This window comes from Pseudomonas sp. MWU13-3659 (genome assembly GCF_023757525.1).
Lineage (GTDB): Bacteria > Pseudomonadota > Gammaproteobacteria > Pseudomonadales > Pseudomonadaceae > Aquipseudomonas > Aquipseudomonas entomophila_E.
In genome coordinates this window covers 141,628-165,075 of sequence record NZ_JAMSHW010000006.1, presented here as the reverse complement: position 1 = coordinate 165,075, position 23,448 = coordinate 141,628, and the positions used below count along the sequence as shown (strand labels likewise).

At 65.6% G+C, this 23,448-nt stretch carries 19 protein-coding genes; 10 read left to right on the top strand and 9 right to left on the bottom strand.

Annotated features, from left to right (window positions below):
• Positions 1-37 precede the first annotated feature (37 nt).
• Positions 38-1,030 (top strand): hydrolase, encoded by a 993-nt coding sequence (locus tag NGM28_RS10435; protein ID WP_240063966.1) that lies wholly within the window; start codon positions 38-40, stop codon positions 1,028-1,030.
• Positions 1,031-1,124: 94 nt separating this feature from the next.
• Here NGM28_RS10435 and NGM28_RS10430 read toward each other — a convergent pair whose 3' ends face one another.
• Together NGM28_RS10430 and NGM28_RS10425 are read right to left on the bottom strand one after the other, a co-directional pair.
• The gene (locus NGM28_RS10430) at positions 1,125-1,979 is read right to left on the bottom strand and encodes a sulfurtransferase (RefSeq protein ID WP_252090050.1); all 855 of its coding nucleotides are present in this window, start codon (positions 1,977-1,979) and stop codon (positions 1,125-1,127) included.
• Positions 1,980-2,014: 35 nt separating this feature from the next.
• Positions 2,015-2,680, bottom strand: a complete 666-nt coding sequence (locus NGM28_RS10425; RefSeq protein WP_252090049.1) for a TetR/AcrR family transcriptional regulator — start codon at positions 2,678-2,680, stop codon at positions 2,015-2,017.
• 147 nt (positions 2,681-2,827) lie between these two features.
• Here NGM28_RS10425 and NGM28_RS10420 point away from each other — a divergent pair, with 147 nt between their 5' ends.
• The 6 genes from NGM28_RS10420 (at position 2,828) to ggt (ending at position 9,127) form a co-directional block, all read left to right on the top strand.
• The gene (locus NGM28_RS10420) at positions 2,828-4,258 is read left to right on the top strand and encodes a coniferyl aldehyde dehydrogenase (RefSeq protein WP_252090047.1); all 1,431 of its coding nucleotides are present in this window, start codon (positions 2,828-2,830) and stop codon (positions 4,256-4,258) included.
• A gap of 13 nt (positions 4,259-4,271) precedes the next feature.
• Positions 4,272-4,757 (top strand): twin-arginine translocation pathway signal protein, encoded by a 486-nt coding sequence (locus tag NGM28_RS10415; protein ID WP_252090046.1) that lies wholly within the window; start codon positions 4,272-4,274, stop codon positions 4,755-4,757.
• A 122-nt stretch (positions 4,758-4,879) separates the two neighbouring features.
• Positions 4,880-6,478 carry a GMC family oxidoreductase gene (locus NGM28_RS10410; protein WP_252090045.1) on the top strand — a complete coding sequence of 533 codons (1,599 nt, stop codon included), beginning with the start codon at positions 4,880-4,882 and terminating at the stop codon, positions 6,476-6,478.
• Between the two features lie 111 nt (positions 6,479-6,589).
• Positions 6,590-7,069, top strand: a complete 480-nt coding sequence (gene coaD / locus NGM28_RS10405; protein ID WP_011531712.1) for a pantetheine-phosphate adenylyltransferase — start codon at positions 6,590-6,592, stop codon at positions 7,067-7,069.
• A 109-nt stretch (positions 7,070-7,178) separates the two neighbouring features.
• Positions 7,179-7,430 (top strand): YfhL family 4Fe-4S dicluster ferredoxin, encoded by a 252-nt coding sequence (locus NGM28_RS10400; RefSeq protein WP_011531711.1) that lies wholly within the window; start codon positions 7,179-7,181, stop codon positions 7,428-7,430.
• The gene (ggt, locus tag NGM28_RS10395; RefSeq protein WP_252090044.1) at positions 7,430-9,127 is read left to right on the top strand and encodes a gamma-glutamyltransferase; all 1,698 of its coding nucleotides are present in this window, start codon (positions 7,430-7,432) and stop codon (positions 9,125-9,127) included. The genes NGM28_RS10400 and ggt overlap by 1 nt, the downstream gene beginning before the upstream one ends.
• Before the next feature lie 109 nt (positions 9,128-9,236).
• Here the strand turns inward: ggt and mutM are convergent, their stop codons facing one another.
• Both mutM and NGM28_RS10385 read right to left on the bottom strand, forming a co-directional pair.
• The gene (gene mutM / locus NGM28_RS10390; RefSeq protein WP_252090043.1) at positions 9,237-10,049 is read right to left on the bottom strand and encodes a bifunctional DNA-formamidopyrimidine glycosylase/DNA-(apurinic or apyrimidinic site) lyase; all 813 of its coding nucleotides are present in this window, start codon (positions 10,047-10,049) and stop codon (positions 9,237-9,239) included.
• A gap of 3 nt (positions 10,050-10,052) precedes the next feature.
• Positions 10,053-10,871, bottom strand: coding sequence for an HDOD domain-containing protein (locus NGM28_RS10385; RefSeq protein ID WP_240064085.1), 819 nt, complete (start codon positions 10,869-10,871; stop codon positions 10,053-10,055).
• A gap of 322 nt (positions 10,872-11,193) precedes the next feature.
• Between NGM28_RS10385 and NGM28_RS10380 the strand changes: the two genes are divergently transcribed.
• On the top strand, positions 11,194-12,390 hold the full coding sequence (locus NGM28_RS10380) for a class I SAM-dependent rRNA methyltransferase (protein ID WP_011531707.1): 1,197 nt from the start codon (positions 11,194-11,196) through the stop codon (positions 12,388-12,390).
• A 58-nt stretch (positions 12,391-12,448) separates the two neighbouring features.
• On the opposite strand, the gene NGM28_RS10375 is transcribed toward NGM28_RS10380, so the two are convergent.
• The gene (locus NGM28_RS10375; protein WP_252090042.1) at positions 12,449-14,122 is read right to left on the bottom strand and encodes a DUF4153 domain-containing protein; all 1,674 of its coding nucleotides are present in this window, start codon (positions 14,120-14,122) and stop codon (positions 12,449-12,451) included.
• A 318-nt stretch (positions 14,123-14,440) separates the two neighbouring features.
• Between NGM28_RS10375 and ilvD the strand changes: the two genes are divergently transcribed.
• On the top strand, positions 14,441-16,282 hold the full coding sequence (gene ilvD, locus NGM28_RS10370) for a dihydroxy-acid dehydratase (RefSeq protein WP_240063974.1): 1,842 nt from the start codon (positions 14,441-14,443) through the stop codon (positions 16,280-16,282).
• A 210-nt stretch (positions 16,283-16,492) separates the two neighbouring features.
• On the opposite strand, the gene NGM28_RS10365 is transcribed toward ilvD, so the two are convergent.
• Positions 16,493-17,548, bottom strand: a complete 1,056-nt coding sequence (locus tag NGM28_RS10365; RefSeq protein ID WP_240063975.1) for an HAD family hydrolase — start codon at positions 17,546-17,548, stop codon at positions 16,493-16,495.
• Between the two features lie 247 nt (positions 17,549-17,795).
• On the opposite strand from NGM28_RS10365, the gene NGM28_RS10360 reads away from it, so the two are divergent.
• Complete coding sequence (locus NGM28_RS10360; protein WP_240063976.1) at positions 17,796-19,187, top strand: L-cystine transporter; 1,392 nt, start codon at positions 17,796-17,798, stop codon at positions 19,185-19,187.
• Between the two features lie 126 nt (positions 19,188-19,313).
• On the opposite strand, the gene NGM28_RS10355 is transcribed toward NGM28_RS10360, so the two are convergent.
• The 3 genes from NGM28_RS10355 to NGM28_RS10345 all read right to left on the bottom strand — a co-directional run bounded on the left by NGM28_RS10355 (position 19,314) and on the right by NGM28_RS10345 (position 23,327).
• Entirely contained in the window at positions 19,314-21,701 is a 2,388-nt protein-coding gene (locus NGM28_RS10355; RefSeq protein ID WP_252090041.1) for a TonB-dependent siderophore receptor, read from the bottom strand.
• Positions 21,702-21,825: 124 nt separating this feature from the next.
• The gene (locus tag NGM28_RS10350; RefSeq protein WP_240063978.1) at positions 21,826-22,803 is read right to left on the bottom strand and encodes a FecR family protein; all 978 of its coding nucleotides are present in this window, start codon (positions 22,801-22,803) and stop codon (positions 21,826-21,828) included.
• The gene (locus tag NGM28_RS10345) at positions 22,800-23,327 is read right to left on the bottom strand and encodes an RNA polymerase sigma factor (RefSeq protein ID WP_240063979.1); all 528 of its coding nucleotides are present in this window, start codon (positions 23,325-23,327) and stop codon (positions 22,800-22,802) included. The genes NGM28_RS10350 and NGM28_RS10345 overlap by 4 nt, the downstream gene beginning before the upstream one ends.
• Positions 23,328-23,448: the final 121 nt, after the last annotated feature.

The following is a 23,448-nucleotide window of genomic DNA, read 5'->3' as shown; positions in this document are numbered from 1 at the left end:
ATGGCACTCTAGACGGGCACATCACGAGTCGCCCAGCATGCCCAGCCTCACCGCCACGTTCCGCCCGGCCACCGGCCTGTCCAACCCGCACCTGCAGACACTGTGGGGTCCCCTCTGGCGCAAGCTGCCCGATCTGTCACGCAACCGCGAACGCCTGTGGCTGGCCGACGGCGACTTCCTCGACCTCGACTGGCATGGTCCGCACCAGCCCGATGCCCCCTTGGTGCTGGTGCTGCACGGGCTGACCGGCTCTTCCAACTCCCCGTACGTCAAAGGTTTGCAGCAAGCGCTGCAGGCCCGAGGCTGGGCCAGTGTCGCGGTGAACTGGCGCGGTTGCTCGGGCGAGCCCAACCTGCTGGCGCGCAGCTACCACTCCGGGGCAAGCGAAGACCTGGCCGAGACCATCCGCCACCTGCGCGCCCAACGGCCGCTGGCGCCGCTGTACGCCGTGGGCTATTCGCTCGGGGGCAACGTGTTGCTCAAGTACCTGGGTGAGAGTGGTTCGGCCAGCCAACTGGAAGCGGCGGTAGCGGTGTCGGTGCCGTTTCGCCTGGACCAGTGCGCCGATCGCATCGGGCTGGGCTTCTCGAAGCTGTACCAGGCGCATTTCATGCGCGAGATGCTGGCCTATGTGCAGGACAAGCAGCGGCATTTTCGCGACAAAGGGCATCAACAAGGGCTGGACGAGATCGAGCGCCTGGGGCCTTTGCGCAACCTGCGCACCTTCTGGGATTTCGATGGCCGGGTAACCGCGCCGCTCAACGGTTTCAGCGATGCCCACGACTATTACCGGCGTGCTTCAAGCCGCTACTACCTGGGCGAGAACCGTACACCGACACTGATCATCCACTCCAGCGACGATCCGTTCGTGTTCGACCACAGCCTGCCAAGCGCCAGCGAGCTGGCAGCGCAAACGCATTTCGAACTGCACAGCCGGGGTGGGCACGTGGGGTTTGTCGACGGCAGCCTGCGTAATCCGGGGTATTACCTGGAGCGGCGGATTCCGCAGTGGCTGCTGGAAGGTCGTTAGCGTTAAGTTCTGTAGGAGCCAGCCTTGCTGGCGAAAGGGCGTTCAGGCAAGGTGCGCCTTGCATCGCCAGCAAGGCCGGCTCCTACGGTAAAAATCAGTCGCCGGTTGCCACCGCATGTTGCGGGTCGTTGATCCACTCGCTCCAGGAACCTGCGTACAACCGCCCCAGTGGATATCCCGCCAGCGCCAGGGCGAACAGGTTGTGGCAGGCCGTCACGCCCGATCCGCAGTAGGCCACCAGGTGCTCAGGCGAGCGGTCGCCCAATTTCTCGGCAAAACGCTGCTTGAGCTGCGCCGCCGGCAGGAACCGCCCGTCGGCACCTAGGTTGTCGGTAAACGCCGCACATTGTGCGCCCGGGATGTGCCCGGCCACCGGGTCGATCGGCTCGACCTCGCCTCGGAAGCGCGGCAACGCACGGGCATCGATCAGGGTCAGGTCCGCTTCGCCCAGGCGCTTGGCCAAGTGCCCGGCATCGATCAGCAGCTTCATGTCCGGCTCGCCGCTGAAGATGCCCTCGCGCCGCGCAGGTGGGTCCAGGCTCAGGGGCAGGTGTGCCGCGTGCCAGGCCTTGAGGCCACCGTCGAGGATAGACACCCCGTCGCGCTTGCCCAGCCAGGCCAGCAGCCACCAGGCTCGGGCAGCAAACGCGCCGGGGCCGTCGTCGTAGAGCACCACCTCGCTGTCGTCGTCCAGACCCCATTCGCGCAGGCGCTCGACCAGGCGCTGCGCATCGGGCAACGGATGCCGCCCGGTGCGCCCCTTGACCACCGGCCCGCTCAGGTCACGCTCCAGGTCGGCGAAATGCGCCCCGGCGATATGCCCCTGGGCGTAGCTGCGCTGGCCGTAGTCGACATCTTCCAGGGCGAAACGACAGTCGAGGATCACCAGCCCGGGCGAGTCCAGGCGCTCGGCCAGTTGCTGCGGGGTGATCAGTTGCGCAAGGGGCATGACAATCTCCTGTTGAATGGCTCGAAAACCCCGGTTCAATGCTCCAGGGCCTGGTTGAACGGAACGTGATACTCATCGCACAAGGCCTGCACGGCAGCCCGCGAGGCCGGGGTGACATAGCCCAGTTCCAGCACCACCACCTGATAGACGCCGCGCTTGAAGGCTTCTTCACCCAGATGGGCGGTGTGCTCGCGGGTGGTGCTGAGGAAACGGACCCAGGACGTCAGGACGATCCAGGCATTGATGGTCAGCGACTCGATCTGCGTCGCATCCATGGCCAGGATCCCGGCGTCGACAAAACCACGGTAGATGGCCTGGCCATGCTGCAGGCAGCGCCGGGAAAACCGCCGGTAGCGCGCGGCCAGCTCCGGGTCGCTGTCGAGCAGGTGCTCCAGGTCGCGGTGGAGGAAGCGGTAGTTCCACATCGCCTCCAGCAAGGCCTTGAGGTAGAAGCGTTTGTCCTCGACCGTGGCGGCCCGCCCCTGGGGCGCGCGCAGGAAGCTGTCGACCAGTTCTTCGTACTGGTTGAACAGCACGGCGATGATCGCCTGCTTGTTGGGGAAGTGGTAGTACAGGTTGCCGGGCGAGATTTCCATGTGCGCGGCAATGTGGTTGGTGCTGACGCTACGCTCGCCCTGCTGGTTGAACAGCTCCAGGCTGTTCTGCACGATGCGCTCTCGGGTCTTCATGCGCGGGGCCATGCTCAGCTCCGGTCTCCAGGGTGAATGATCAGGGCCATCTTACGGCCTCCAGCCGGTCGGGTGCACCGCCAAGGTCATGAAAAAAGATGCACCATCGTACCAATTAGAGTATATGCTCTAGCCATTCGCCACCCCCTCGGAGCCGCCATGACCTCGCCTGCCGTTCTCCCTCCCGTGCAATCCGACCTCGACCTGCAAGCGACGTTCGACGCCCAGCGCCAGGCATTCGCCAGCAACCCCATGCCCCCGGCCGCCCAGCGCAGGCAGTGGCTCAAGAGCCTGCGCGAGGCGCTGCTGGCGGACCAGGAAACCCTGATTGCCAGCATCGATGCCGACTTCAGCGGGCGCAGCCGCGATGAAACCCTGATCGCTGAGTTGATGCCCTCGGTGCTGGGGCTGCGCGATGCCGAGCGCCATCTGCAACGCTGGATGCGCGCGTCACGGCGCAAGGTCGGCCTGGCCTTCCAGCCCGCCAGTGCGCGGGTGCAGTACCAGCCACTGGGGGTGGTGGGGATCATCGTGCCATGGAACTACCCGCTGTTCCTCGCCATCGGCCCGCTGACCGGCGCCCTGGCCGCCGGCAACCGGGTGATGCTCAAGCTCAGCGAGTCCACCCCCGCCAGCGGCCAGGCACTCAAGGCCCTGCTGGAGCGGGTGTTCCCCAGTGACCTGGTCAGCGTCGTGCTGGGTGAAGTGGAAGTCGGCCAGGCCTTTGCCCGCCTGCCGTTCGACCACCTGCTGTTCACCGGCGCCACCAGTGTCGGCCGCCACGTGATGCTGGCGGCCGCGCAGAACCTGACCCCCGTGACCCTCGAGCTGGGCGGTAAATCGCCGGCCATCGTCTCGGCGGATGTGCCGCTGGACACCGCCGCCGAGCGCATTGCCTTCGGCAAGACCCTCAATGCCGGGCAAACCTGCGTCGCCCCGGACTATGTGCTGGTGCCCCGCGAGCGCCTGGGCGCCTTCGCCGAGGCCTACCAGCGCGCAGTGCGCCGTGCCTACCCACGCATCATTGACAACCCCGATTACAGCGCGATCATCAACGAGCGCCAGCTCGGCCGCCTGAATCACTTGCTGGACGACGCCCGCGCCAAGGGCGCCAAGGTACTCGACGTCTATTCGGATGAACCCCGCCAGGGTCGGCGCCTGCCGCCCCACCTGTTGCTGGAAGTGAACGACGGCATGCAGGTGATGCAGGACGAGATCTTCGGCCCGCTGCTGCCGCTGGTGCCCTACGACCGGCTCGATGACGCCCTGGCCTACATCAATCAGCGGCCACGGCCCCTGGCGCTCTACTACTTCGGCTACGACCGCAGCGAGCAGGCACGGGTGCTGCGCGACACCCACTCCGGTGGCGTGTGCCTTAACGACACCCTGCTGCACGTGGCCCAGGACGACTTGCCCTTCGGTGGCATCGGCCCGTCCGGCATGGGGCACTACCACGGCCACGAAGGTTTCCTCACCTTCAGCAAGGCCAAGGCCGTGCTGGCCAAGCAGCGCATCAACGCCGCCAAGGTGATCTACCCACCTTATGGCAAAGCTTTGCAGCGCCTGGTTTACAAGCTGTTCATCCGCTGAGCGGGGGCAGGCCATGCAGCGTCGTGATCTACTCAGGTTCAGCCTGGGCGCCAGCCTGTTCCTCGGTACCGCGAGCCTGGTCGGCTGCTCGAAAGAGACACCCTCCTCTGGCTACCAGGTGCTGCGCGAGGATGATCTGCCGCTGTTGCAGGCCTTGATCCCGATCGTGCTGGCGGGAACCCAGGCCTCCAGCAACATCGTGCTCGCGAGCCTCGACCAAAAGCTGGCGGCGCTTTCCCCGGCCATGCTCAAGCTGACCCGGCAGTTGTTCGATGTACTTAGCCTGCCCCTGACCCGTGGGCCGTTGACTGGCGTCTGGGGCAGCTGGGACAACGCGACAGGGGCGGATGTGGAACGGTTCCTGGATCGTTGGCGCCTTAGCGCGTTGAACCTGTTGCGCCAAGGGCATGCCTCGCTGCTACAACTGTTGCAGATGGCCTGGTACGAGCGTCCGGAGGCCTGGGCGGCCTGTGGTTATCCGGGGCCGCCGAAGATCTGAACGACCAAACATGCACCGCCTGATGCAGGAACCCAGAATGTGCGTTGGCTGTACCGGCCCTTTCGCCGGCAACGCCGGCTCCTACAGGGTTCGCCGCTGCCTTGTTCGGAAGGAATCACTCCATGCCCGTCCCTGACCCGTTTCGCCAAGGCCTTGAACGAGGCTGGACCACCCACGATGGCTCACGCCTGGACCAGGACCTGGCGCTCGACGCCGATGTCGCCGTGATCGGCAGCGGTGCCGGTGGCGCCACCACGGCCGAGCTGCTCAGCGCCGCCGGCCTGAAGGTGCTGCTGATCGAAGAAGGCCCACTCAAGACCAGCAGCGATTTCCATTTGCTGGAACACGAAGCCTACGCCGACCTCTACCAGGAGGGGCTGGGGCGCCTGAGCAAGGAGGGCGCCATCACCATCCTCCAAGGCCGCGCGGTGGGCGGCACCACGCTGGTCAACTGGACATCGAGCTTCCGCACCCCGCCGCAGACACTGGAGCACTGGGCCCGCGAGAATGGGGTGAAGGGCCTGGACGGCGAAACCCTGCGGCCCTGGTTCGAACGCATGGAGCAGCGCCTGGGCATCGCCCCGTGGGCAATGCCACCGAACGCCAACAACGACGTGCTGCGCCGGGGCTGCGAGGCCCTGGGCCATCGCTGGGCGGTCATCCCGCGCAACGTGCGCGGTTGCTGGAACCTGGGCTACTGCGGCATGGGCTGCCCGGTCAACGCCAAGCAATCGATGCTGGTCACCAGCATCCCCGCCACCTTGGAAAAGGGCGGCGAACTGCTCTACCTGGCCCGGGCCGAGCGTTTCAACCACGACGGCCAGCGCATCGACCACCTGCAGTGCCAGGCCTTGGACGCCAAAGGTATCCAACCGACAGGGCGACAGGTCCGCGTGCGTGCCCGTCACTACGTGCTGGCGGGGGGCGGCATCAACAGCCCGGCCCTGTTGCTGCGCTCGCAGGCGCCCGACCCGCACCAGCGCCTGGGCAAGCGTACTTTCCTGCACCTGGTCAACTTCAGCGCCGCGCAGTTCGCCGACAGGATCGACCCGTACTACGGCGCGCCGCAGTCGATCTACAGTGATCAGTTCCAGTGGCAGGACGGCGTTGCCGGCCCGATCGGCTTCAAGCTCGAGGTCCCGCCGCTGCACCCGGCCCTGGCCAGCACCCTGCTGGGCGGGCACGGCCAGGACAATGCCCTGCGCATGGCCGAACTGCCCCACACCCATGTGATGTTGGCGCTGCTGCGCGATGGTTTCCACCCGGAAAGCCCGGGCGGGCAGGTGGAACTGCGCGGCGATGGCTCGCCGGTGCTCGACTACCCCGTTACCGACTACCTGCGCGATGGCCTGCGCCGGGCCTGGCACAGCATGGCGCAGATCCAGTTTGCCGCCGGTGCCCGCCAGGTGCTGCCGGTGCATGGCGATGCCCGCTACGTCGAGACGCCGGACCAGGCCAAGGCACTGGTCGACAGCCTGCCCCTGGAGCTGTTCCGCATGCGCCTGGGCAGCGCCCATGTCATGGGCGGCTGCGCCCTGGGCGAAGACCCGCGCCAGGCGGTGTGCGACAGCCTGGGCCGGCATCACCAGCTGGAGAACCTGTCGATCCACGACGGCTCGCTGTTCCCCACCAGCATCGGCGCCAACCCGCAGTTGTCGGTCTATGCCCTGGCCGCGCGGCTCAGCGATGCGCTGATCGGCCGCCTGGCAAACGGCGCATGACAGCCAATACACGCCCTGTCTATAGTGCCATCAGCCAGCCACGCGACTTGGCCGAGCGCAATCGCTGCGCTACCATCCGACTCCCCAACGCACTCCAGCCAGGATGACGCGATGAACCGAGTGTTGTACCCGGGTACTTTCGACCCCATTACCAAAGGCCATGGCGACTTGGTCGAGCGCGCCTCCCGGCTGTTCGACCACGTGATCATCGCCGTGGCGGCCAGCCCCAAGAAAAACCCCCTGTTCCCGCTGGAACAACGGGTCGAGCTGGCCCGCGAGGTCACCAAGCACCTGCCCAATGTCGAAGTCATCGGCTTCTCCTCGCTGCTGGCGCATTTCGCCAAGGAACAGGGCGCCAACGTGTTCCTGCGCGGCCTGCGCGCGGTCTCCGACTTCGAATACGAGTTCCAGCTGGCCAACATGAACCGCCAGTTGGCGCCGGACGTCGAGAGCCTGTTCCTCACCCCGTCCGAGCGCTATTCGTTCATTTCCTCGACGCTGGTCCGGGAAATCGCCGCGCTGGGCGGTGATATCAGCAAGTTCGTCCACCCCACCGTGGCCGACGCGTTGACCGAGCGCTTCCGCAAGTAACCCTCGCGGTCAGGATGTCGCGCCCGCGTGCACTGCGGGCGCGAATCCGGCACAATTGCGCTTGTCGCTTTGAAACATGCCCGGGCCCGACGCCCCGGCCGGAGTCTCCATGTCCCTGATCATCACCGACGATTGCATCAACTGCGACGTCTGCGAACCCGAGTGCCCGAACGCCGCCATCTCGCAAGGCGAGGAGATCTACGTGATCGACCCGAACCTGTGCACCCAGTGCGTGGGCCACTACGACGAGCCACAGTGCCAGCAAGTCTGCCCGGTCGACTGCATCCCCCTGGATGAAGCCCACCCGGAAACCGAAGACGAACTGATGGCCAAGTACCGCCGGATCACCGGCAAGGCCTGATGCCGTTCGTCGCCGCAGTCCGACGCTCACTCCTCGGCGCCGCCCTGGCGCTGCTGGCCACCGCCGCCCAGGCTGATGGCCCGGGCCGTGCGGCCATCGCCAGCCCGCACGGCGAAGCCACTGCGGCGGCCCAGCAGATTCTCGCCCAGGGCGGCAACGCCTTCGACGCCGCCGTGGCCATCAGCGCCGCGCTGGCGGTGGTCGAGCCCTATGGCTCGGGCCTGGGCGGTGGCGGTTTCTTCCTGCTGCGCGAAAGCGGCGACACGCCACGCTATGCCTTCCTCGATGCCCGTGAGCGTGCGCCGGCCGCCGCCCGGGCGGACATGTACCTGAAAGACGGCAAGGTGCAGCCGGGGCTGTCAATCAACGGCCCGTTGGCCGCCGCCATCCCCGGCCTGCCCCAGGCCCTGGCCGACCTGGCCGCGACCCACGGCAAGCTGCCCTTGAAGGACACCCTGGCCCCGGCCATCCGCCTGGCCAACCAGGGCTTTGCCGTCGACCGCATCTACCGCGACAGGGCGACCATGCGCCTGAGTGCCCTGCGCGACGACGCCGAGAGCGCCCGCCTGTTCCTCAGCGCCAACGACGTGCCAGCGCTGGGTGCGCAGATCCGCCAGCCGGAGCTGGCCGCCACCCTGCAGCGCATGGCCGACCACGGCCGCGACGGGTTTTACCGGGGCCCGATGGCCCAACGCCTGGTCGACGGTGTGCGCCAGGCCGGTGGCGTCTGGACCCTCGACGACCTCGCCAGCTACCACTCCGCCTGGCGCGAGCCCCTGCGCTACCCGTTGGCCGACCAGCGCGAGCTGATCAGCAGCCCGCCGCCGTCGGCCGGTGGCGTGGCCCTGGCCCAGAGCCTGGCCATGCTCCAGCGTCTGCCCTGGCAGAGCGCCGAGCCGGTGCAGCGCAGCCACTACGTGATCGAAGTGTTGCGCCGGGCCTACCGCGACCGCGGCCTGCTCGGCGACCCGGACTACGTCGCCAACCCGATCAATCGCCTGCTGGGGCGCCAATACCTCACCGGGCTGGCCGACGGCATCGATGTGCATCAAGCCACGCCCAGCAGCGCCCTGCCGCCCTCGCCGGCCTGGCGCGAGGGCGACCACACCACCCACTTCACGGTGATCGACGCCGACGGCAACGCGGTGTCCGCCACGCTGTCGGTCAACCTGCCGTTCGGCGCGGCGTTCAGCGTGCCGGGCACCGGCGTGGTGCTGAACAACGAGATGGACGATTTTGCCGCCGACCCCAGCGGCAGCAACAGCTACGGCCTGGCGGGCAGCCAGGCCAACGCGGTGGCGGCGGGCAAGCGGCCGCTGTCGAGCATGAGCCCGACGTTCATCGAGAGCCCCAGCCAGTTCGCCAGCTTCGGCACGCCGGGCGGCAGCCGGATCCCAAGCATGGTGCTGCTGTCGGTGATGGGCTTCCTGGAAGGTCGGCCAGTGGCCGAATGGCCGGCGACGGCGCGCTATCACCATCAGTACCTGCCAGATGTGGTCGAGCATGAGCCGGGAGCGTTCAGCGACGTACAAGAAGCCGAGCTGAAGGCGCGCGGGTATCGGCTGAAGGATGTGGGGCGTAACTACGGCAACCAACAGGTGCTGTATTGGGACAAGGCTGGCGGGACTGTCGAGGCGGCCAGTGATCCGCGGGGTGTGGGCGAGGCGGTGGTTCTCGGCAAGGCAACACGGCCCTGAGGGCTGCTACGCAGCCCATCGCGGCGCAAGGCCGCTCCTACAGGGGATCGCGTTCCGTTTGTAGGAGCGGCCTTGTGCCGCGAAAGGGCCGCAAAGCGGCCCCAGTGGATCAGCGCTGGCATTTCGGGCAGAACACGCTTGCCCGCTGCCCCAGCTTCACCTCACGCAACTCGGTGCCACACACCTTGCACGGCTGCCCACCCCGCCCATAGACGAACAGCTCCTGCTGAAAATACCCCGGCTGGCCGTCGCCACCGATGAAGTCTCGCAGCGTGGTCCCGCCCTGCTCGATGGCCGCCGCCAGCACCCGCTTGATCTCGATTGCCAGCTTCAGGTAACGCGCCCGGGAGATTCCCCCCGCCTCGCGCCGTGGGTCGATACCCGCGGCGAACAATGCCTCGGTGGCGTAGATATTGCCCACACCCACCACCACGGCGTTGTCCATGATGAACGGTTTTACCGCCATCGAGCGGCCACGGGACAGCTGGAACAGCCGCTCGCCATCGAACAGGTCGGTCAACGGCTCCGGCCCGAGGCGTATAAGCAATTCGTGGTTGAGCGGGTCGAGGCTCCAGAGCATGGCCCCGAAGCGCCGCGGGTCGGTGTAACGCAGCATCAACCCTGATTCCAGCTCGATATCCACATGCTCGTGCTTGGCCGCCGGCAACCCCAGCTCGACCAGGCGCAGGTTGCCGGACATGCCCAGGTGGCTGATCAAGGTGCCGACCTCGGCGTTGATCAGCAGGTACTTGGCGCGGCGCTCGACGCTGACGATGCGCTGCCCCGACAGGCGCACGTCGAGGTCTTCCGGGATCGGCCAGCGCAGCCGCCGGTCACGCACCACCACGCGGCTGACCCGCCGGCCCACCAGATGCGGGGCGATACCGCGCCGCGTCGTCTCGACCTCTGGCAATTCCGGCATGGCTCAGTGCCCGCCCAGTTCGCGGATGTTCTGCTTGAGCTGCTCGAAGTCGTACTCGGTCAGGCCGATGTAGTCCAGCACCAGCGGCCCGACCATCTCCCACTCGTGGTCCACGCTCTGGTTGCCCAGCACGCGGTAGGACGCGCAGATGTGCTCGGACATCTTCAGCACCGCCAGCAGGTTCTTCAGCTGGGTCTGCGTGTTGCGCGAGGATTCGTCGCGGAACACCGCCAGGGCGTTGTGGTGGTTGGCGATGGCGGCGCTGATGTGCTCCGGCAGGCGCCAGGACTTGGCGGTGAAGTAGCCGACCACCGAATGGTTGGTGTTGAACACGCGGTTCTCGGTGTCCACCACGCGGATTTCGTCATTGGCCTTGGCGTAGGACTCTTCCAGCACTTCCATGTAGTTGGGGAAGCGCTTGTGCATCAGCGGCACGCCGCAGTCGTGGAACAGGCCCAGCGTGTAGGCCTCGTCGACCGCCTGGATGCCAGTGCGCTTGGCCAGGGTGAGGCAGGTCATGGCCACGTCCTGGGCGGTGTCCCAGAACGGGTTGAGGGTGACGATGGTCTCGTCGCTCATCTCGCCCTTGATCGACTGGGCGTTGATCAGGTTGATGATCGAACGGCTGCCCAGCAGGTTCACCGCGCGCTGGATCGAGCCGATCTTGTTCGCCAGGCCGAACTGCGCCGAGTTGACCAGCTTGAGCAGGGCGCCGGACAGGCCCGGGTCCTGGCTGATCAGCTTGGCGATGGTCTCAAGATCAGGGTCGGGCATGTACTGCTCGAACTGCAGGTCGACCATGATCTGCGGCTGTGGCGGGATGGTGATGCCTTGCAAGGCTTGCTGGATCTGTTCGGCGGAAAGTTCCTGGGACATAAGTACACACTCGCGGGGGACGGGGGATTCTAACCCTGTACGCCGGCAGGGCAACCTATCAGTGAATCGTTGGATCCAGGAATTTCTTTAGCGGGGGGTGCCCTGTAGGAGCCAGCCTTGCTGGCGAACACCGGCGTAGCCGGTGCCATGCACCACGACGGGTGATTCGCCAGCAAGGATGAAGCGACAAACCCACGCTTGGTCGCGCCCCACAGCGAATCCGGGGCCAACACGGTATACTCCCGCTCTTTTTTTCCGGAGCGACGTCATGTCCCTGCCCAGCCTTCGCCTCAAAGCCAATGCCGACCGCCGCCTGCGCGCCGGCCACCTGTGGGTCTACAGCAACGAAGTCGACGTCGCCGCGACCCCGCTGCAGGGCCTGAAGGCCGGTCAGCAGGCCATCCTCGAAGCCGCCAACGGCAAGCCCCTGGGCGTGGTGGCCATGAGCCCGAACAACCTGATCTGCGCCCGCCTGCTGTCACGCGACGCCAAGCTGCCGCTGGACAAGTCGCTGCTGGTGCACCGCCTGAACGTGGCCCTGTCGCTGCGCGAGCGCCTGTTCGACAAGCCGTGCTACCGCCTGGTCTACGGTGACTCCGACCTGCTCCCGGGGCTGGTGGTCGACCGCTTCTTCGACATCCTGGTGGTGCAACTGGCCTCGGCCACCATGGAAGCCCACAAGGACGACGTGATCGCCGCCCTGGTCCAGGTGCTCAAACCCAGCGGCATCCTGTTCAAGAACGACTCCGCCGCCCGCGACGCCGAAGGCCTCGAGCGCTATGTCGACACCGTCTACGGCGAAGTGCCGGACTGGGTGGCGCTGGAAGAGAACGGCGTGAAGTTCGAAGCCCCGGTGCGTGAAGGGCAGAAGACCGGCTGGTTCTACGACCACCGCATGAACCGCGCGCGCCTGGCCCCCTACGTCAAGGGCAAGCGTGTGCTCGACCTGTTCAGCTACATCGGTGGCTGGGGCGTGCAGGCCGGCGCGTTCGGCGCCAGCGAAGTGTTCTGCGTGGACGCGTCCGGCTTCGCCCTCGATGGTGTGGAGCGCAACGCCGCACTGAACGGCATCAGCGAGAAGCTGACCTGCATCGAAGGCGACGTGTTCGAGGCCCTGCGTGAACTCAAGGCCGCCGAAGAGCGCTTCGACGTGATCATCGCCGACCCGCCCGCCTTCATCAAACGCAAGAAGGACCTGAAGAACGGCGAGGCCGCCTATCGCCGCCTCAACGAACAAGCCATGCGTATGCTGAACAAGGACGGCATCCTGGTCAGCGCCTCGTGCTCGATGCACCTGCCAGAGGATGACCTGAACAACATCCTGTTGACCAGCGCCCGCCACCTGGACCGCAACCTGCAGCTGCTCGAGCGCGGCGGCCAGGGCCCGGACCACCCAGTGCACCCGGCGATCGCCGAGACCCGCTACATCAAGAGCATCACCTGCCGGTTGCTGCCCAACAGCTAAGGCGTCCGCAACAAGAAAATCCCGGCCAGGCGCCGGGATTTTTCATGCCTGTGAATGGCTACTTCTCCAACCGCAGGGACAACTCCTCGCCATTGAGGCTCAGGGTCTTGTATTTCGGCGTGACCGGTTTCATCGCCCCTTGGCGTATCTGCCTGACCAGTTCCTCGGTGTTCTCGAAATCACCGTACAGGGTGCCAATCTGGTGCCACCCGCCTTCACTGGCGAAGACGAACACGTTGGACGCGTAGACATGGCGCGGGATCATCAACACTTCGTCGCGCCCATCGCCGTCCATGTCCACCGCCCACAGGAAACAACCTTTTCCGCCGCACTGGCTCTCGGTCAAGACCTGTGTGTCGAATGCCTGGCTGTTGCGCACCGCGGCGCCCAGCCATTCGAGCTGCGGGCCACGGGGTTCTTCGACAGGCGGCTCATGCACCTTGGCCATGTTGAGCAAAAGCCGTTCGCGGCCGGCCTGGTCGAACAACTCCGGCCCTTGCAGCTGCGCCTGCAATTCATTGAATGCCGCACGCCCCGGGTCGCCCAGGCGGTAGTACAAGTGGCTGGCATCGAACTCGTCGATTGGCGTGCGTCCGCTGACCAGACGTTCGACCTGATTCTTCGCGCTCAGCGTCATCGGGTCCAGCACCGGTGTATAGAACAGCACCACCAGCAGCGCGCTGAGCAAGGCAATCCACGGGTTGCTCAGCCGCAGGCTGTTCAGCCAGGCCTGCCGTGAGCTCACCACCGCCCACACCGCCGCCAGGCTGTGCGCCACCATCACGCCCACCAACAGCATGGCCATGATGCGCGACGGGGTCAGCCCGTACTGGTCGATGCGCAACCAGCTGGCATAGGCCGCCAGGCCCACCAGCACCGGCAGGCACAACAGGCTGGCCTCGACCAGGCGCTTGAGCGGCGCAGGGTAGACATTGCCTTGATGGCCATCCTGGAACACACCATTGGTCAGGAACAGGTTGATGCCTGCCAGCACCAACAGCAGAGCGGTGGAATAGCCAGTGTCCCACACGGGTTGCAGGCCGCTGAAAGGCAGCGTCAGGGTGAACACCACGGCGATCACCGCACTCAATGGCAACAGGAAGCGGCACAGTGTCAGCAGGATACCGCGCAGCAGCCCGATGACCTTTTCGTTTTCCCGGCCCATGCGCATCCCCAGGGAGAACACCACCGGCAACAGCAGGCAGAGGAACTCGGGGGCCTCCACCACATGCTTGACCTGCGGGATGCCCAGCATGGCGAACAACAGCGCGCACAGCCAAAGCAGCTGCCAGAACAGGCCCATCAGCAACTGCGCCAGGAACAGGATGAACACGTTGTTCCAGGCATGCTTGAACAGGTCCTCATAGCGTGGCCGCAGCCCTTCGCGGGTTGGCCAGGCGAGGATGAATGCAGTGCCGATGTAGCCCAGCACGATGGCGGCCAGGCACCAGGTCTGCTGCAGCCACCCCAGGTGCTCGAAGCGGGCGAGCCAGCCACTGATACCGCTGATCAGCACGGTCAGGCCCAGTACCAGCCAGCCTGTGCCACGTTGCAGCACCGCGCGGCCCAACAATTGCAGGTTCAGGCCCGCCACGGCCACCGCGACGCACAGGGCCACCGACAGGCTGAACCCCAGCAGTTCACCCTCCCCTTTCACGGTGGTGAGCACCACCAAGCCCTGGATCAGACCGATGACGATGTAGAACAGTAAAGAGCGACTTGGCGCTGGCATTGCAAATCCTTTTGGCCAGTGAGGTAGAAGGCGCGCAAGTCTACCGAAACCTGCCCGAATCACGCCAAGGCCTTTACCTTGCGGGCTGGCGACAGCCAATTATCACAACGCCATTCCCTCGCGGGCGCGGCGGTGTAGAATCGAGCCATTCATCGCCAGACATCCCCGGCGGGTTTATGAGCTCTGGTCGAGCCTGCGGCGATCCCGCGCGGTCCTTCGACCCCCATCCGTGCCAGTGGCAACCGGCCTTCGGCGTATTTAGGACAAGAGAAGCTCACTCCCTCATTAGTGACCTGATTAAGCCGCCAGGAGTGCTTTATGCCTGATTATCGTTCCAAGACTTCCACCCAAGGCCGCAACATGGCCGGCGCCCGTGCCCTGTGGCGCGCCACCGGGATGAAGGACGAAGATTTCAAGAAACCGATCATCGCCATCGCCAACTCGTTCACCCAGTTCGTCCCGGGGCACGTGCACCTGAAGGACCTGGGCCAGCTGGTCGCCCGCGAGATCGAACGCGCCGGTGGCGTGGCGAAAGAGTTCAACACCATCGCCGTGGACGACGGCATCGCCATGGGCCATGACGGCATGCTGTACTCGCTGCCCAGCCGCGAGATCATCGCCGACGCCGTCGAGTACATGGTCAACGCCCACTGCGCCGATGCCATCGTCTGCATCTCCAACTGCGACAAGATCACCCCCGGCATGCTGATGGCCGCCCTGCGCCTGAACATCCCGGTGATCTTCGTTTCCGGCGGCCCGATGGAAGCCGGCAAGACCAAGCTGGCCAGCCATGGCCTGGACCTGGTCGACGCCATGGTCATCGCCGCCGACTCCAGCGCCTCCGACGAGAAGGTCGCCGAGTACGAGCGCAGCGCCTGCCCGACCTGCGGTTCGTGCTCCGGCATGTTCACCGCCAACTCGATGAACTGCCTGACCGAGGCCTTAGGTCTCGCCCTGCCGGGCAACGGCTCGACCCTGGCCACCCACTCGGACCGCGAGCAGCTGTTCCTCACCGCCGGCCGCACCATCGTCGAGCTGTGCAAGCGCTACTATGGCGAAAACGACGCGTCGGTACTGCCGCGCAGCATCGCCAACTTCAAGGCGTTCGAGAACGCCATGATGCTCGACATCGCCATGGGCGGCTCGACCAACACCATCCTGCACCTGCTGGCCGCGGCCCAGGAAGCGGAAGTGGACTTCGACCTGCGCGACATCGATCGCCTGTCGCGCAAGGTGCCGCAGCTGTGCAAGGTGGCGCCGAACATCCAGAAGTACCACATGGAAGACGTGCACCGCGCCGGCGGCATCTTCAGCATCCTCGGCTCGCTGGCCCGTGGCGGCCTGCTGCACACCGACCTCCCCACCGTGCACAGCCGCAGCATGGAAGAAGCCATCGCCAAGTGGGACATTACCCAGACCGATGACGAAGCCGTGCACACCTTCTTCAAGGCAGGCCCGGCCGGTATCCCGACGCAGACCGCGTTCAGCCAGTCGACCCGCTGGGACACACTGGACGATGACCGCGCCGAAGGCTGCATCCGCAGCGTCGAGCACGCTTATTCGCAGGAAGGCGGCCTGGCCGTGCTGTACGGCAACATCGCGCAAGATGGTTGCGTGGTGAAGACCGCCGGCGTGGATGACTCGATCCTGGTGTTCGAAGGCAACGCGAAGATCTTCGAGAGCCAGGACAGCGCCGTGCGCGGCATCCTCGCCGACGAAGTGAAGGCCGGCGATATCGTCATCATCCGCTACGAAGGCCCGAAAGGCGGCCCGGGCATGCAGGAAATGCTCTACCCGACCTCGTACCTGAAGTCGAAAGGCTTGGGCAAGGCCTGCGCCCTGCTCACCGACGGCCGCTTCTCCGGCGGCACCTCGGGCCTGTCCATCGGCCACGCTTCGCCGGAAGCGGCGGCGGGCGGCGCGATCGGCCTGGTGCGCGATGGCGACAAGGTGCTGATCGACATCCCCAACCGTTCGATCAACCTGCTGGTCAGCGATGACGAACTGGCCGCGCGTCGCATCGAGCAGGACAAGAAGGGCTGGAAGCCGGTTGAAGTGCGGCCACGTAAAGTGACCACCGCGCTGAAGGCCTACGCCCTGCTGGCCACCAGCGCCGACAAGGGCGCGGTGCGCAACAAGGCGATGCTCGACGGGCTCTGAAGCTCCGAAGGCAATAAAAAACCGGCGCCCTGTGCGCCGGTTTTTTATTGCCTGCTTTGCGCAACACACACCCCTCCTGTAGGAGCGGCCTTGTGCCGCGAAAGGGCTGCGTAGCGGCCCCAAGAATTCAGCCAAGATGCAAAATTGCCGGGGCCGCTCTGCGGCCCTTTCGCGGCACAAGTCCGCTCCTACAGGTGAACGCGGTGTCAGTTACTGGATCTGCTCCGGCGTCACGATCACCCAGTTCTTGTCCGCCGTCACCGGCAACCCTTCCTTGGCCTGGGCCGTCGCATGCTTGGCGATCATGCCGTTCAACTGGTCCATGTACTTGGCCTTGCGGTTTATCCACAGGTGGATGCCGCCCTTGCCCACATCGACGCTGTGGAACTGCATGTAGCCATCGCTGGTCGGGGTGTCGCCGCCCACCAGTACCGGTTTCTTCCACTCATCGATATAGGTCAGGATCGCCGCTTGCTTGCCGGCCATCCAGGTTGCAGGTGTCCACAGGTAAGGGGTCAACTCCAGGCCTTCGTTGGCCTTGGGGTCATAATGCCCGGCGGTAATCTGCTTGCGCGCGGTGGTCAGCTGGCCATTGGCGCGGTCCTTGAGCAACAGGCTCACACCGATCACGTTCTCGGGCTTGACGTTGTAGCCGTACTTCGGATCGGCGGCGACCATGCGCACCAGTTCTTCCGAGGCGGCGGAAATCACGTACACCTCGATGCCGTTCTCCATCAGCTTGTTGTAGAGCTCGGCCTGGCCGGTGAACACCTTGGGCGGCTGCACCTCGATGGTCTTGACCTGGTCACCCTCGAAATAGGTGCTGGGGATCGGCTTGCCCGAGGCCATCAGCTCGTCGACCTGCTGCTTCAGCTCCTTGAGGGTGAACCCCGAGAACACCTGGGCCACCCAGGGGTAGCAGACCATGTCGTCGATCTCGCACAGGCGGTAGTAGTAGCTGAACAGGCTCTCCTTGTGCTCGGCGGTATCCTTGAACGGGATCAGCTTGAGCGAGGGGTCGAGCTTGTCGCGGGTCAGCAGGCCCTTGTTCTCCATGAACGGCAGCAGCGCCTCCTCGAGGTCGAAGCGGTAGCTGGTGTTGTCCATGTCGAACACCGCGTAGTTACCCTTGTTGGCATTGGCGGCAATCATCGCGTCGAGCTTCTGGGCGGCCTCGGCCGGCCAGTGCTTGAGCTCGGTGGCCGCCCAGCTGCTGGCACTCAGCAACAGGGCCAGGCCGCCGGCAAGGATTCTCGGAGCAGACATCATGTGCGGTTCTCCCAAAGACGTGGCCGCTCAACCCTATGCCTGATTTGTGACAGGCAGGCACTCGCGACCGACGTCGAGGCAACCGCAAACGCCATGTTCATTGCCAATTGCGACAAGGCGTTATTCCATAAACGACTATGCAAATTACTTTTAGGTATAAATTCGTTTGTTTTCAGGCTGTTAGCATTTCCGTTCGTAATCGCTCACAGAGGCGATGCCTCTTCCGCCTTTTCCTGGAGCTTCAATGAACCTGCCGCTGTCACTCAACCTGCTGGCATTCCTGGCCCTGTTGCTGGGCCTGGCGCAAACCCGCCGCACCGACTGGAGCCTGGCCAAGAAAGTGCTGCTGGGCCTGGTGCTGGGCGTGGTGTTCGGCCTGGCCCTGCACACGATCTATGGCGCCGGCCACCCGGTGTTGAAAGCCACCCTGGCCTGGCTCGACCTGGTCGGCAACGGCTATGTCGGCTTGCTGCAGATGATCGTCATGCCGCTGATCTTCGCCTCGATCCTCAGCGCCGTGGCACGCCTGCACAACGCCTCCTCGCTGGGCCGCATCAGCGTGCTGAGCATCGGCACCTTGCTGCTGACCACCGCCATCGCCGCGCTGATCGGCATCGCCCTGACCAACCTGTTCGGCCTGAGCGCCGAGGGGCTGGTGGCCGGCGCCCAGGAAAGCGCCCGCCTGCAAGCCATCAACAGCGACTACGCAGGCAAGGTCGCCGACCTCAACATCCCGCAACTGCTGCTGTCGTTCGTGCCGACCAACCCTGTGGGCGACCTGGCCCGGGCCAAGCCGACCTCGATCATCAGCGTGGTGATCTTCGCCGTGTTCCTGGGCCTGGCGGCCTTGCAACTGATCAAGGACGACAAGGACAAGGGCGCGCGTGCGCTGTCGGCCATCGACGTGCTGCAGGCCTGGGTGATGCGCCTGGTGCGCCTGGTGATGAAGCTCACCCCCTATGGCGTGCTGGCATTGATGACCAAGGTGGTCGCCAGCTCCAACCTCGAGGACATCCTCAAGCTGGGCAGCTTCGTGGTGGTGTCGTATATCGGCCTGGGCCTGATGTTCGTGGTCCACGGGGTGATCCTGGCGCTGACCGGCGTCAGCCCGCTGCGCTTCTTCCGCAAGGTGTGGCCGGTGCTGACCTTCGCCTTCACCAGCCGCTCCAGCGCTGCCAGCATCCCGCTGAACATCGAGGCGCAGACCCTGCGCCTGGGCGTGCCGCAGTCGATCGCCAGCTTCAGCGCCTCGTTCGGCGCGACCATCGGCCAGAACGGCTGCGCCGGCCTGTACCCGGCGATGCTTGCGGTGATGGTCGCTCCGGCGGTGGGCATCGATACCTTCGACCCGCTGTGGATCGCCACCCTGGTAGCCATTGTCACCCTGAGTTCGGCCGGGGTGGCCGGGGTGGGCGGTGGCGCGACCTTCGCCGCGTTGATCGTGCTGCCGGCCATGGGCTTGCCGGTCGAGCTGGTGGCCTTGCTGATCTCGGTGGAGCCGCTGATCGACATGGGCCGCACGGCGTTGAACGTGAACGGCTCGATGACTGCGGGCGTGGTCACCAGCCAGTTGCTCAAGCAGACCGACCAGCAGGTGCTGGGCGGGGATGAGCATGCCGAGTTGAGTCATTCCTGATAAATCGCCGGGGGCGCCTTGCGCCCCTTTCGCGGCACAAGGCCGCTCCTACAAAAGAATCGCGACCCTCTGTAGGAGCGGCCTTGTGCCGCGAAAGGGCTGCAAAGCAGCCCCAGCGATCCCGCCTCAGTACGTCGCCCGCAACGACAACGTCAGGTTGCGCGGCTCGCCATAGAAGTTCGACCCCCAGGCACTGTCCACCCGCTCGTAGTACGTGCGATCGAACAGATTGTTGGCCGTGAGCGTGGTCGACAGGTGCTTGTTGAAGCGATAGCCCACCTGCGCCGTGGCCACGCTGTAGCCACCCTGCACGAAGTCCACTTCGTTGCGCGTGTAGTAGGTGGCACTGACCACCCGCACACCCCCACCCACACTGAACCCTTCCAACGGACCATCAGCGAACGCATAGCGCGTCCACACGTTGAAGTTGTGCTTGGGCGTGATGCTGATGCCCTGGTAGTCACCTTGGCGCCCCGACTCCAGCCGGGTGAAGGCATAACCGGTGCTGATGCTCCAGTTGTCGGTCAGGTTGCCGGACAGCTCGGTCTCCCAACCTTGGCTGCGCACCTTGGCCTGGGCCTCGTAGTACGGCGTCTGGCCGATCTGCTGGGCGCGATTCTCATCGTAGATGCGGAACACCGACACGCTGCCGTTCAGCCGGCCATCGAAGAACTCGCGCTTGAGCCCCAGCTCGTACTGCTTGCCCTCACGCGGCGCGACCGTGCTGTTGCCACCCGCCATCTGCGTCTGCGGCTTGTACACGGTGGTGTAGCTGGCGTAGGCCGACAGCTCGGGCGTCAGCTTGGCGACCAGCGCGCCATAGGGGATGACCTTGCGGCGGACGCTGGTGTGGGGGTCGGAGAACTCGTTGAAGAACGGGTTGGCGTTATGACCGTCGCTGTCGAACCAGATCACCCGGCTGCCGAGGATCACGTCCAGCCGGTCGGTGGCGCTGACCTTGGTGCGCGCGTACAGCCCGTACTGGTTCGACTTGGACGAATTGCCGTTGTCCATCGCGTAGTCGATCTTGGGGATGTTGATGCTGCCCGGGTCGAACACGTTGATGTCGAACCACTCCCGGCCGCCGTAGCGGAAATCCTTGTCCACGTGCTGGTAGTCGGCGCCCACGGTGAGCTCGTGGGTGCGCCCGAAGGCCTCGAACGGCCGCGTGACGAAGCTGTCCAGGCCGAGGGTCTTGATGTGGGTGTAGTAGTTGTAGGCCACGGCGGAACTGGCGCCGGTGGCCGGGTCCACGGCGCCGTCGGTCCAGGTGAAGTTGCGGGTCGGGGCTTCTGCGTCGCGGTAGGTCAGCGAAGTCTTGAACTGGCCGCCGTCGTCCAGCGCGTGATCGACCTCGAAGAAGCTTTCCCAGACGCGTTCGTCCAGTTCGTTCCACTTGGCGTCGACGAAGGTCGAGCGCTTGATGTCGAGCAACTTGCCGCTGTCATAGGCCGGCAGGCCGAAGGCAGGCACGGACTTGTTGCGCTGGTAGGCGCCACCCAGGGTCAGCGTGGTGGCCGGCGACAGGTCGTACTCGAGGCGGCCGTACATCATCGGGCGCTCGTTCTGCGCGTAGTCGACGAAGGCCTGGTTGTTCTCGTAGGCGGTTACAAAACGGCCACGCAGGCTGCCATCGCTGTTCAGCGGCCCGGTGACATCCACCGTGGAGTGGTAGCGGTCATAGCTGCCGGCCGACAGTTCGCCTGACAGGGCGAATTGCCCGAGGGCGCGCTTGCGCACCAGGTTGATGGTGCCGCCCGGTTCCCCTGCGCCCTGGTAAAGGCCCGAGGGGCCACGCAGCACTTCGACGCGGTCGTACATGGCCAGGTCGAACGCCGTGGCCATGTCGCCCTGCCCGGTCGGCTGGGTGACGCCATCGACCTGCACCAGGTCGACCGGGAAGCCGCGCATGTATACGTCGTTGAGGTTGGAGCCGGTGTTGTAGCTCTTGATCGTGGTGCCGGTCACCTGGCGCATGGCGTCTTGCAGGCTGTTCATGTTCTGGTCGTCCAGCCGTTGGCGGGTGACCACCGAGACCGACTGGGGGATATCCTTGAGCTTCTGCTCACCCTTGCCAATGGTCAGCGCGCCGGTGGTGTAGGAGCCGCTGCCTTCGGTGGTGGCGCCAAGCTGGGTGCTGCCGATGGTTACCGCGCCCAACTGCACCGATTGGTCGCCCGCCGCGCGCTGGCGCTCCAGGGTGACGCTGTCGCCATCGATGTAGGTGGCGCTCAGGCCGGTCCCCTGCAGCAGGCGGGCCAGCGCCTGGTCCTGTGTATAACTGCCGCTAAGGCCCGGCGAGCGCAGCCCCTGGGTGAACTCGCCCGGCACCAGCACCTGGACCCGGGTCACGGCGCTGAACGCGGCCAGTGCCGAATCCAGCGACTGCGCCGGTATCTCGAAACGGTAAACCTGCGCCTGCGCGGCGGCGGTGGCGTGCAGTGGCGCGGCCAGGCTCGCACAGCCAAGCGCGATAGCCAGGCCGAGTGCGGTCCGGGTGGCGGTCATCTTCATCGGTGGAGCTCCCCAAAATCGTCCAAGTCGTCGACTGGCGCCGCACTATCTGAGAGTGCTTATTATTTGCGCCTTCCCACACAAGGACGTCGGCTCCGCGAAAATCCCCGAAACTTTTTCTGCTTCAACTTTCGCGAAGGATCCGCAGGTAGGGGGTGTACTGCTCGGCGCGCACGCCCAGGGTGTGGGTCAGGGCCTTGAGCACGGCCTCCGGCTTGTCGATCTCGAACACCCCGGAGACTTTGCGCCCGCGCAGCGCATCGCCCAGCACCAGGGTCTGGCCGGGCCAGTAGCGGTTCAACTCCTCGACCACTTCAGCCAGAGGCTGCTGGCTGAACACCAGTTGGCGCTGGCGCCAGGCAAAGGCGCGAGTCGGCTCGAACGGGTGGACGGCACCGACGCCGCTGGCCGTGTACTCCAGCGCCTGCCCGGGCTGCAGGAACACGCTCGGCGCCTGGCCAGCACGCACCTCCACCTTGCCTCGGTCCAACTGGACACGGGTCTGGCGATCGTCCCGGGCGACGCTGAACTGGGTGCCGAGCACCCGCACCCAACCGTCGCCCGAGCGCACCAGGAACGGCCGGGCGCTATCGTGCGTCACCTCGAACCAGGCTTCGCCCCGCAGCAGCCGAACGCGTCGCTCGCCTTCGCTCAGCTCGACCTGCAGGGCGCTGTCGGTGTTCAGCTGGATGCGCGAACCATCCTCGAGCTGGATGCTGCGCGACTCCCCGGTGGCGGTGGCGTAGTCGGCGCGCCAGCGGTCGGGCCAGGAGGTCTGGCCGACCAGCAAGCCCAACAACAGCATGGCCGCCGCGGCGCCCGCCACTTTGAGCCAGGCCCGCCGCGCAGGCCGGCGCCACTGCTGGCGCTGCTGTTCACGCAGGTGCCTGGCCGGTGCCTGCAACGCGCCCAGCAAGGCGAGCACCTCGTCCCAGGCCTGCGCCTGCTCCGGCCCCTGCCCCCGCCAAGCGGCGAACGCCTGCTGCTCGGCCGATGTGACATCGTCGGCTTGCAGGCGGTAGTACCAGGCCGTGGCTTCGGCAAACAGATGCTCGCTGTCGGGCATTTCGCTCATCGGGTCGACCGCATTCTCAAGGCTCATGGACGTTGCCCCCGCGCCGCCAGGCGCGCCCTGATGAAGGCACGGCAGTCGAGCAGCGCCCGGCGCAGCTGGTATTCGACGCTGCGCGGCGTGACGCCCAGGCGCTCGCCGATCTCGCGGTAGGTGCAACCGTCGACATGATAGAGCAGGAAGATATTCCGGGTCGCCTCAGGCAGGGCCTGGATCGCCGCCTGCATCAGTGCCTGCTCCTGCTGCGAGGCAAGCTGCTCGTCGGCGCCGGGGGCCTCGCTGGCGATCTCCTCGCTTGGCTCACCCGCGTCCAGGCGCTCACGGCGGATGACCTGGCGCTGGTGATCGCGGACCAGGTTGCTGGCGATGGTGAAGAGGAAGGCTGGCAGGTTGTCGATCTGCTTGTCGGCCGGCAGCCGGGCCAGGCGCAGAAAGGATTCCTGGGTCAGGTCGGCGGCCACCTGGGCATTACCGGTGCGCCGGGCGACGAAGGCTTCGAGGGCCTTCTTGTGCTCGGTGAAAAGGCGGGCGATCTGCTTGTTCCACGAAGACACGGCACATCCTGGCTCAGAGTCTCAAGAGGTGCGCACGCTAGCAGAAGATGAGATAAATTCGCAATTGCTGCGACAAGCGCCGGCTGCCTTCTGTAGGAGCCGGCTTGCCGGCGAGCGGGCT

What these genes read in the sequence shown, in the direction of transcription:
- NGM28_RS10365 (WP_240063975.1), bottom strand. Translation starts at nt 17,548, where the DNA reads ATGTCTGCTCCGAGAATCCTTGCCGGCGGCCTGGCCCTGTTGCTGAGT.
- ilvD (WP_240063974.1), top strand. Translation starts at nt 14,441, where the DNA reads ATGCCTGATTATCGTTCCAAGACTTCCACCCAAGGCCGCAACATGGCC.
- NGM28_RS10425 (WP_252090049.1), bottom strand. Translation starts at nt 2,680, where the DNA reads ATGGCCCCGCGCATGAAGACCCGAGAGCGCATCGTGCAGAACAGCCTG.
- NGM28_RS10415 (WP_252090046.1), top strand. Translation starts at nt 4,272, where the DNA reads ATGCAGCGTCGTGATCTACTCAGGTTCAGCCTGGGCGCCAGCCTGTTC.
- NGM28_RS10350 (WP_240063978.1), bottom strand. Translation starts at nt 22,803, where the DNA reads ATGAGCCTTGAGAATGCGGTCGACCCGATGAGCGAAATGCCCGACAGC.
- NGM28_RS10430 (WP_252090050.1), bottom strand. Translation starts at nt 1,979, where the DNA reads ATGCCCCTTGCGCAACTGATCACCCCGCAGCAACTGGCCGAGCGCCTG.
- NGM28_RS10400 (WP_011531711.1), top strand. Translation starts at nt 7,179, where the DNA reads ATGTCCCTGATCATCACCGACGATTGCATCAACTGCGACGTCTGCGAA.
- NGM28_RS10375 (WP_252090042.1), bottom strand. Translation starts at nt 14,122, where the DNA reads ATGCCAGCGCCAAGTCGCTCTTTACTGTTCTACATCGTCATCGGTCTG.
- NGM28_RS10410 (WP_252090045.1), top strand. Translation starts at nt 4,880, where the DNA reads ATGCCCGTCCCTGACCCGTTTCGCCAAGGCCTTGAACGAGGCTGGACC.
- coaD (WP_011531712.1), top strand. Translation starts at nt 6,590, where the DNA reads ATGAACCGAGTGTTGTACCCGGGTACTTTCGACCCCATTACCAAAGGC.
- NGM28_RS10435 (WP_240063966.1), top strand. Translation starts at nt 38, where the DNA reads ATGCCCAGCCTCACCGCCACGTTCCGCCCGGCCACCGGCCTGTCCAAC.
- NGM28_RS10380 (WP_011531707.1), top strand. Translation starts at nt 11,194, where the DNA reads ATGTCCCTGCCCAGCCTTCGCCTCAAAGCCAATGCCGACCGCCGCCTG.
- NGM28_RS10355 (WP_252090041.1), bottom strand. Translation starts at nt 21,701, where the DNA reads ATGAAGATGACCGCCACCCGGACCGCACTCGGCCTGGCTATCGCGCTT.
- mutM (WP_252090043.1), bottom strand. Translation starts at nt 10,049, where the DNA reads ATGCCGGAATTGCCAGAGGTCGAGACGACGCGGCGCGGTATCGCCCCG.
- NGM28_RS10360 (WP_240063976.1), top strand. Translation starts at nt 17,796, where the DNA reads ATGAACCTGCCGCTGTCACTCAACCTGCTGGCATTCCTGGCCCTGTTG.
- NGM28_RS10420 (WP_252090047.1), top strand. Translation starts at nt 2,828, where the DNA reads ATGACCTCGCCTGCCGTTCTCCCTCCCGTGCAATCCGACCTCGACCTG.
- ggt (WP_252090044.1), top strand. Translation starts at nt 7,430, where the DNA reads ATGCCGTTCGTCGCCGCAGTCCGACGCTCACTCCTCGGCGCCGCCCTG.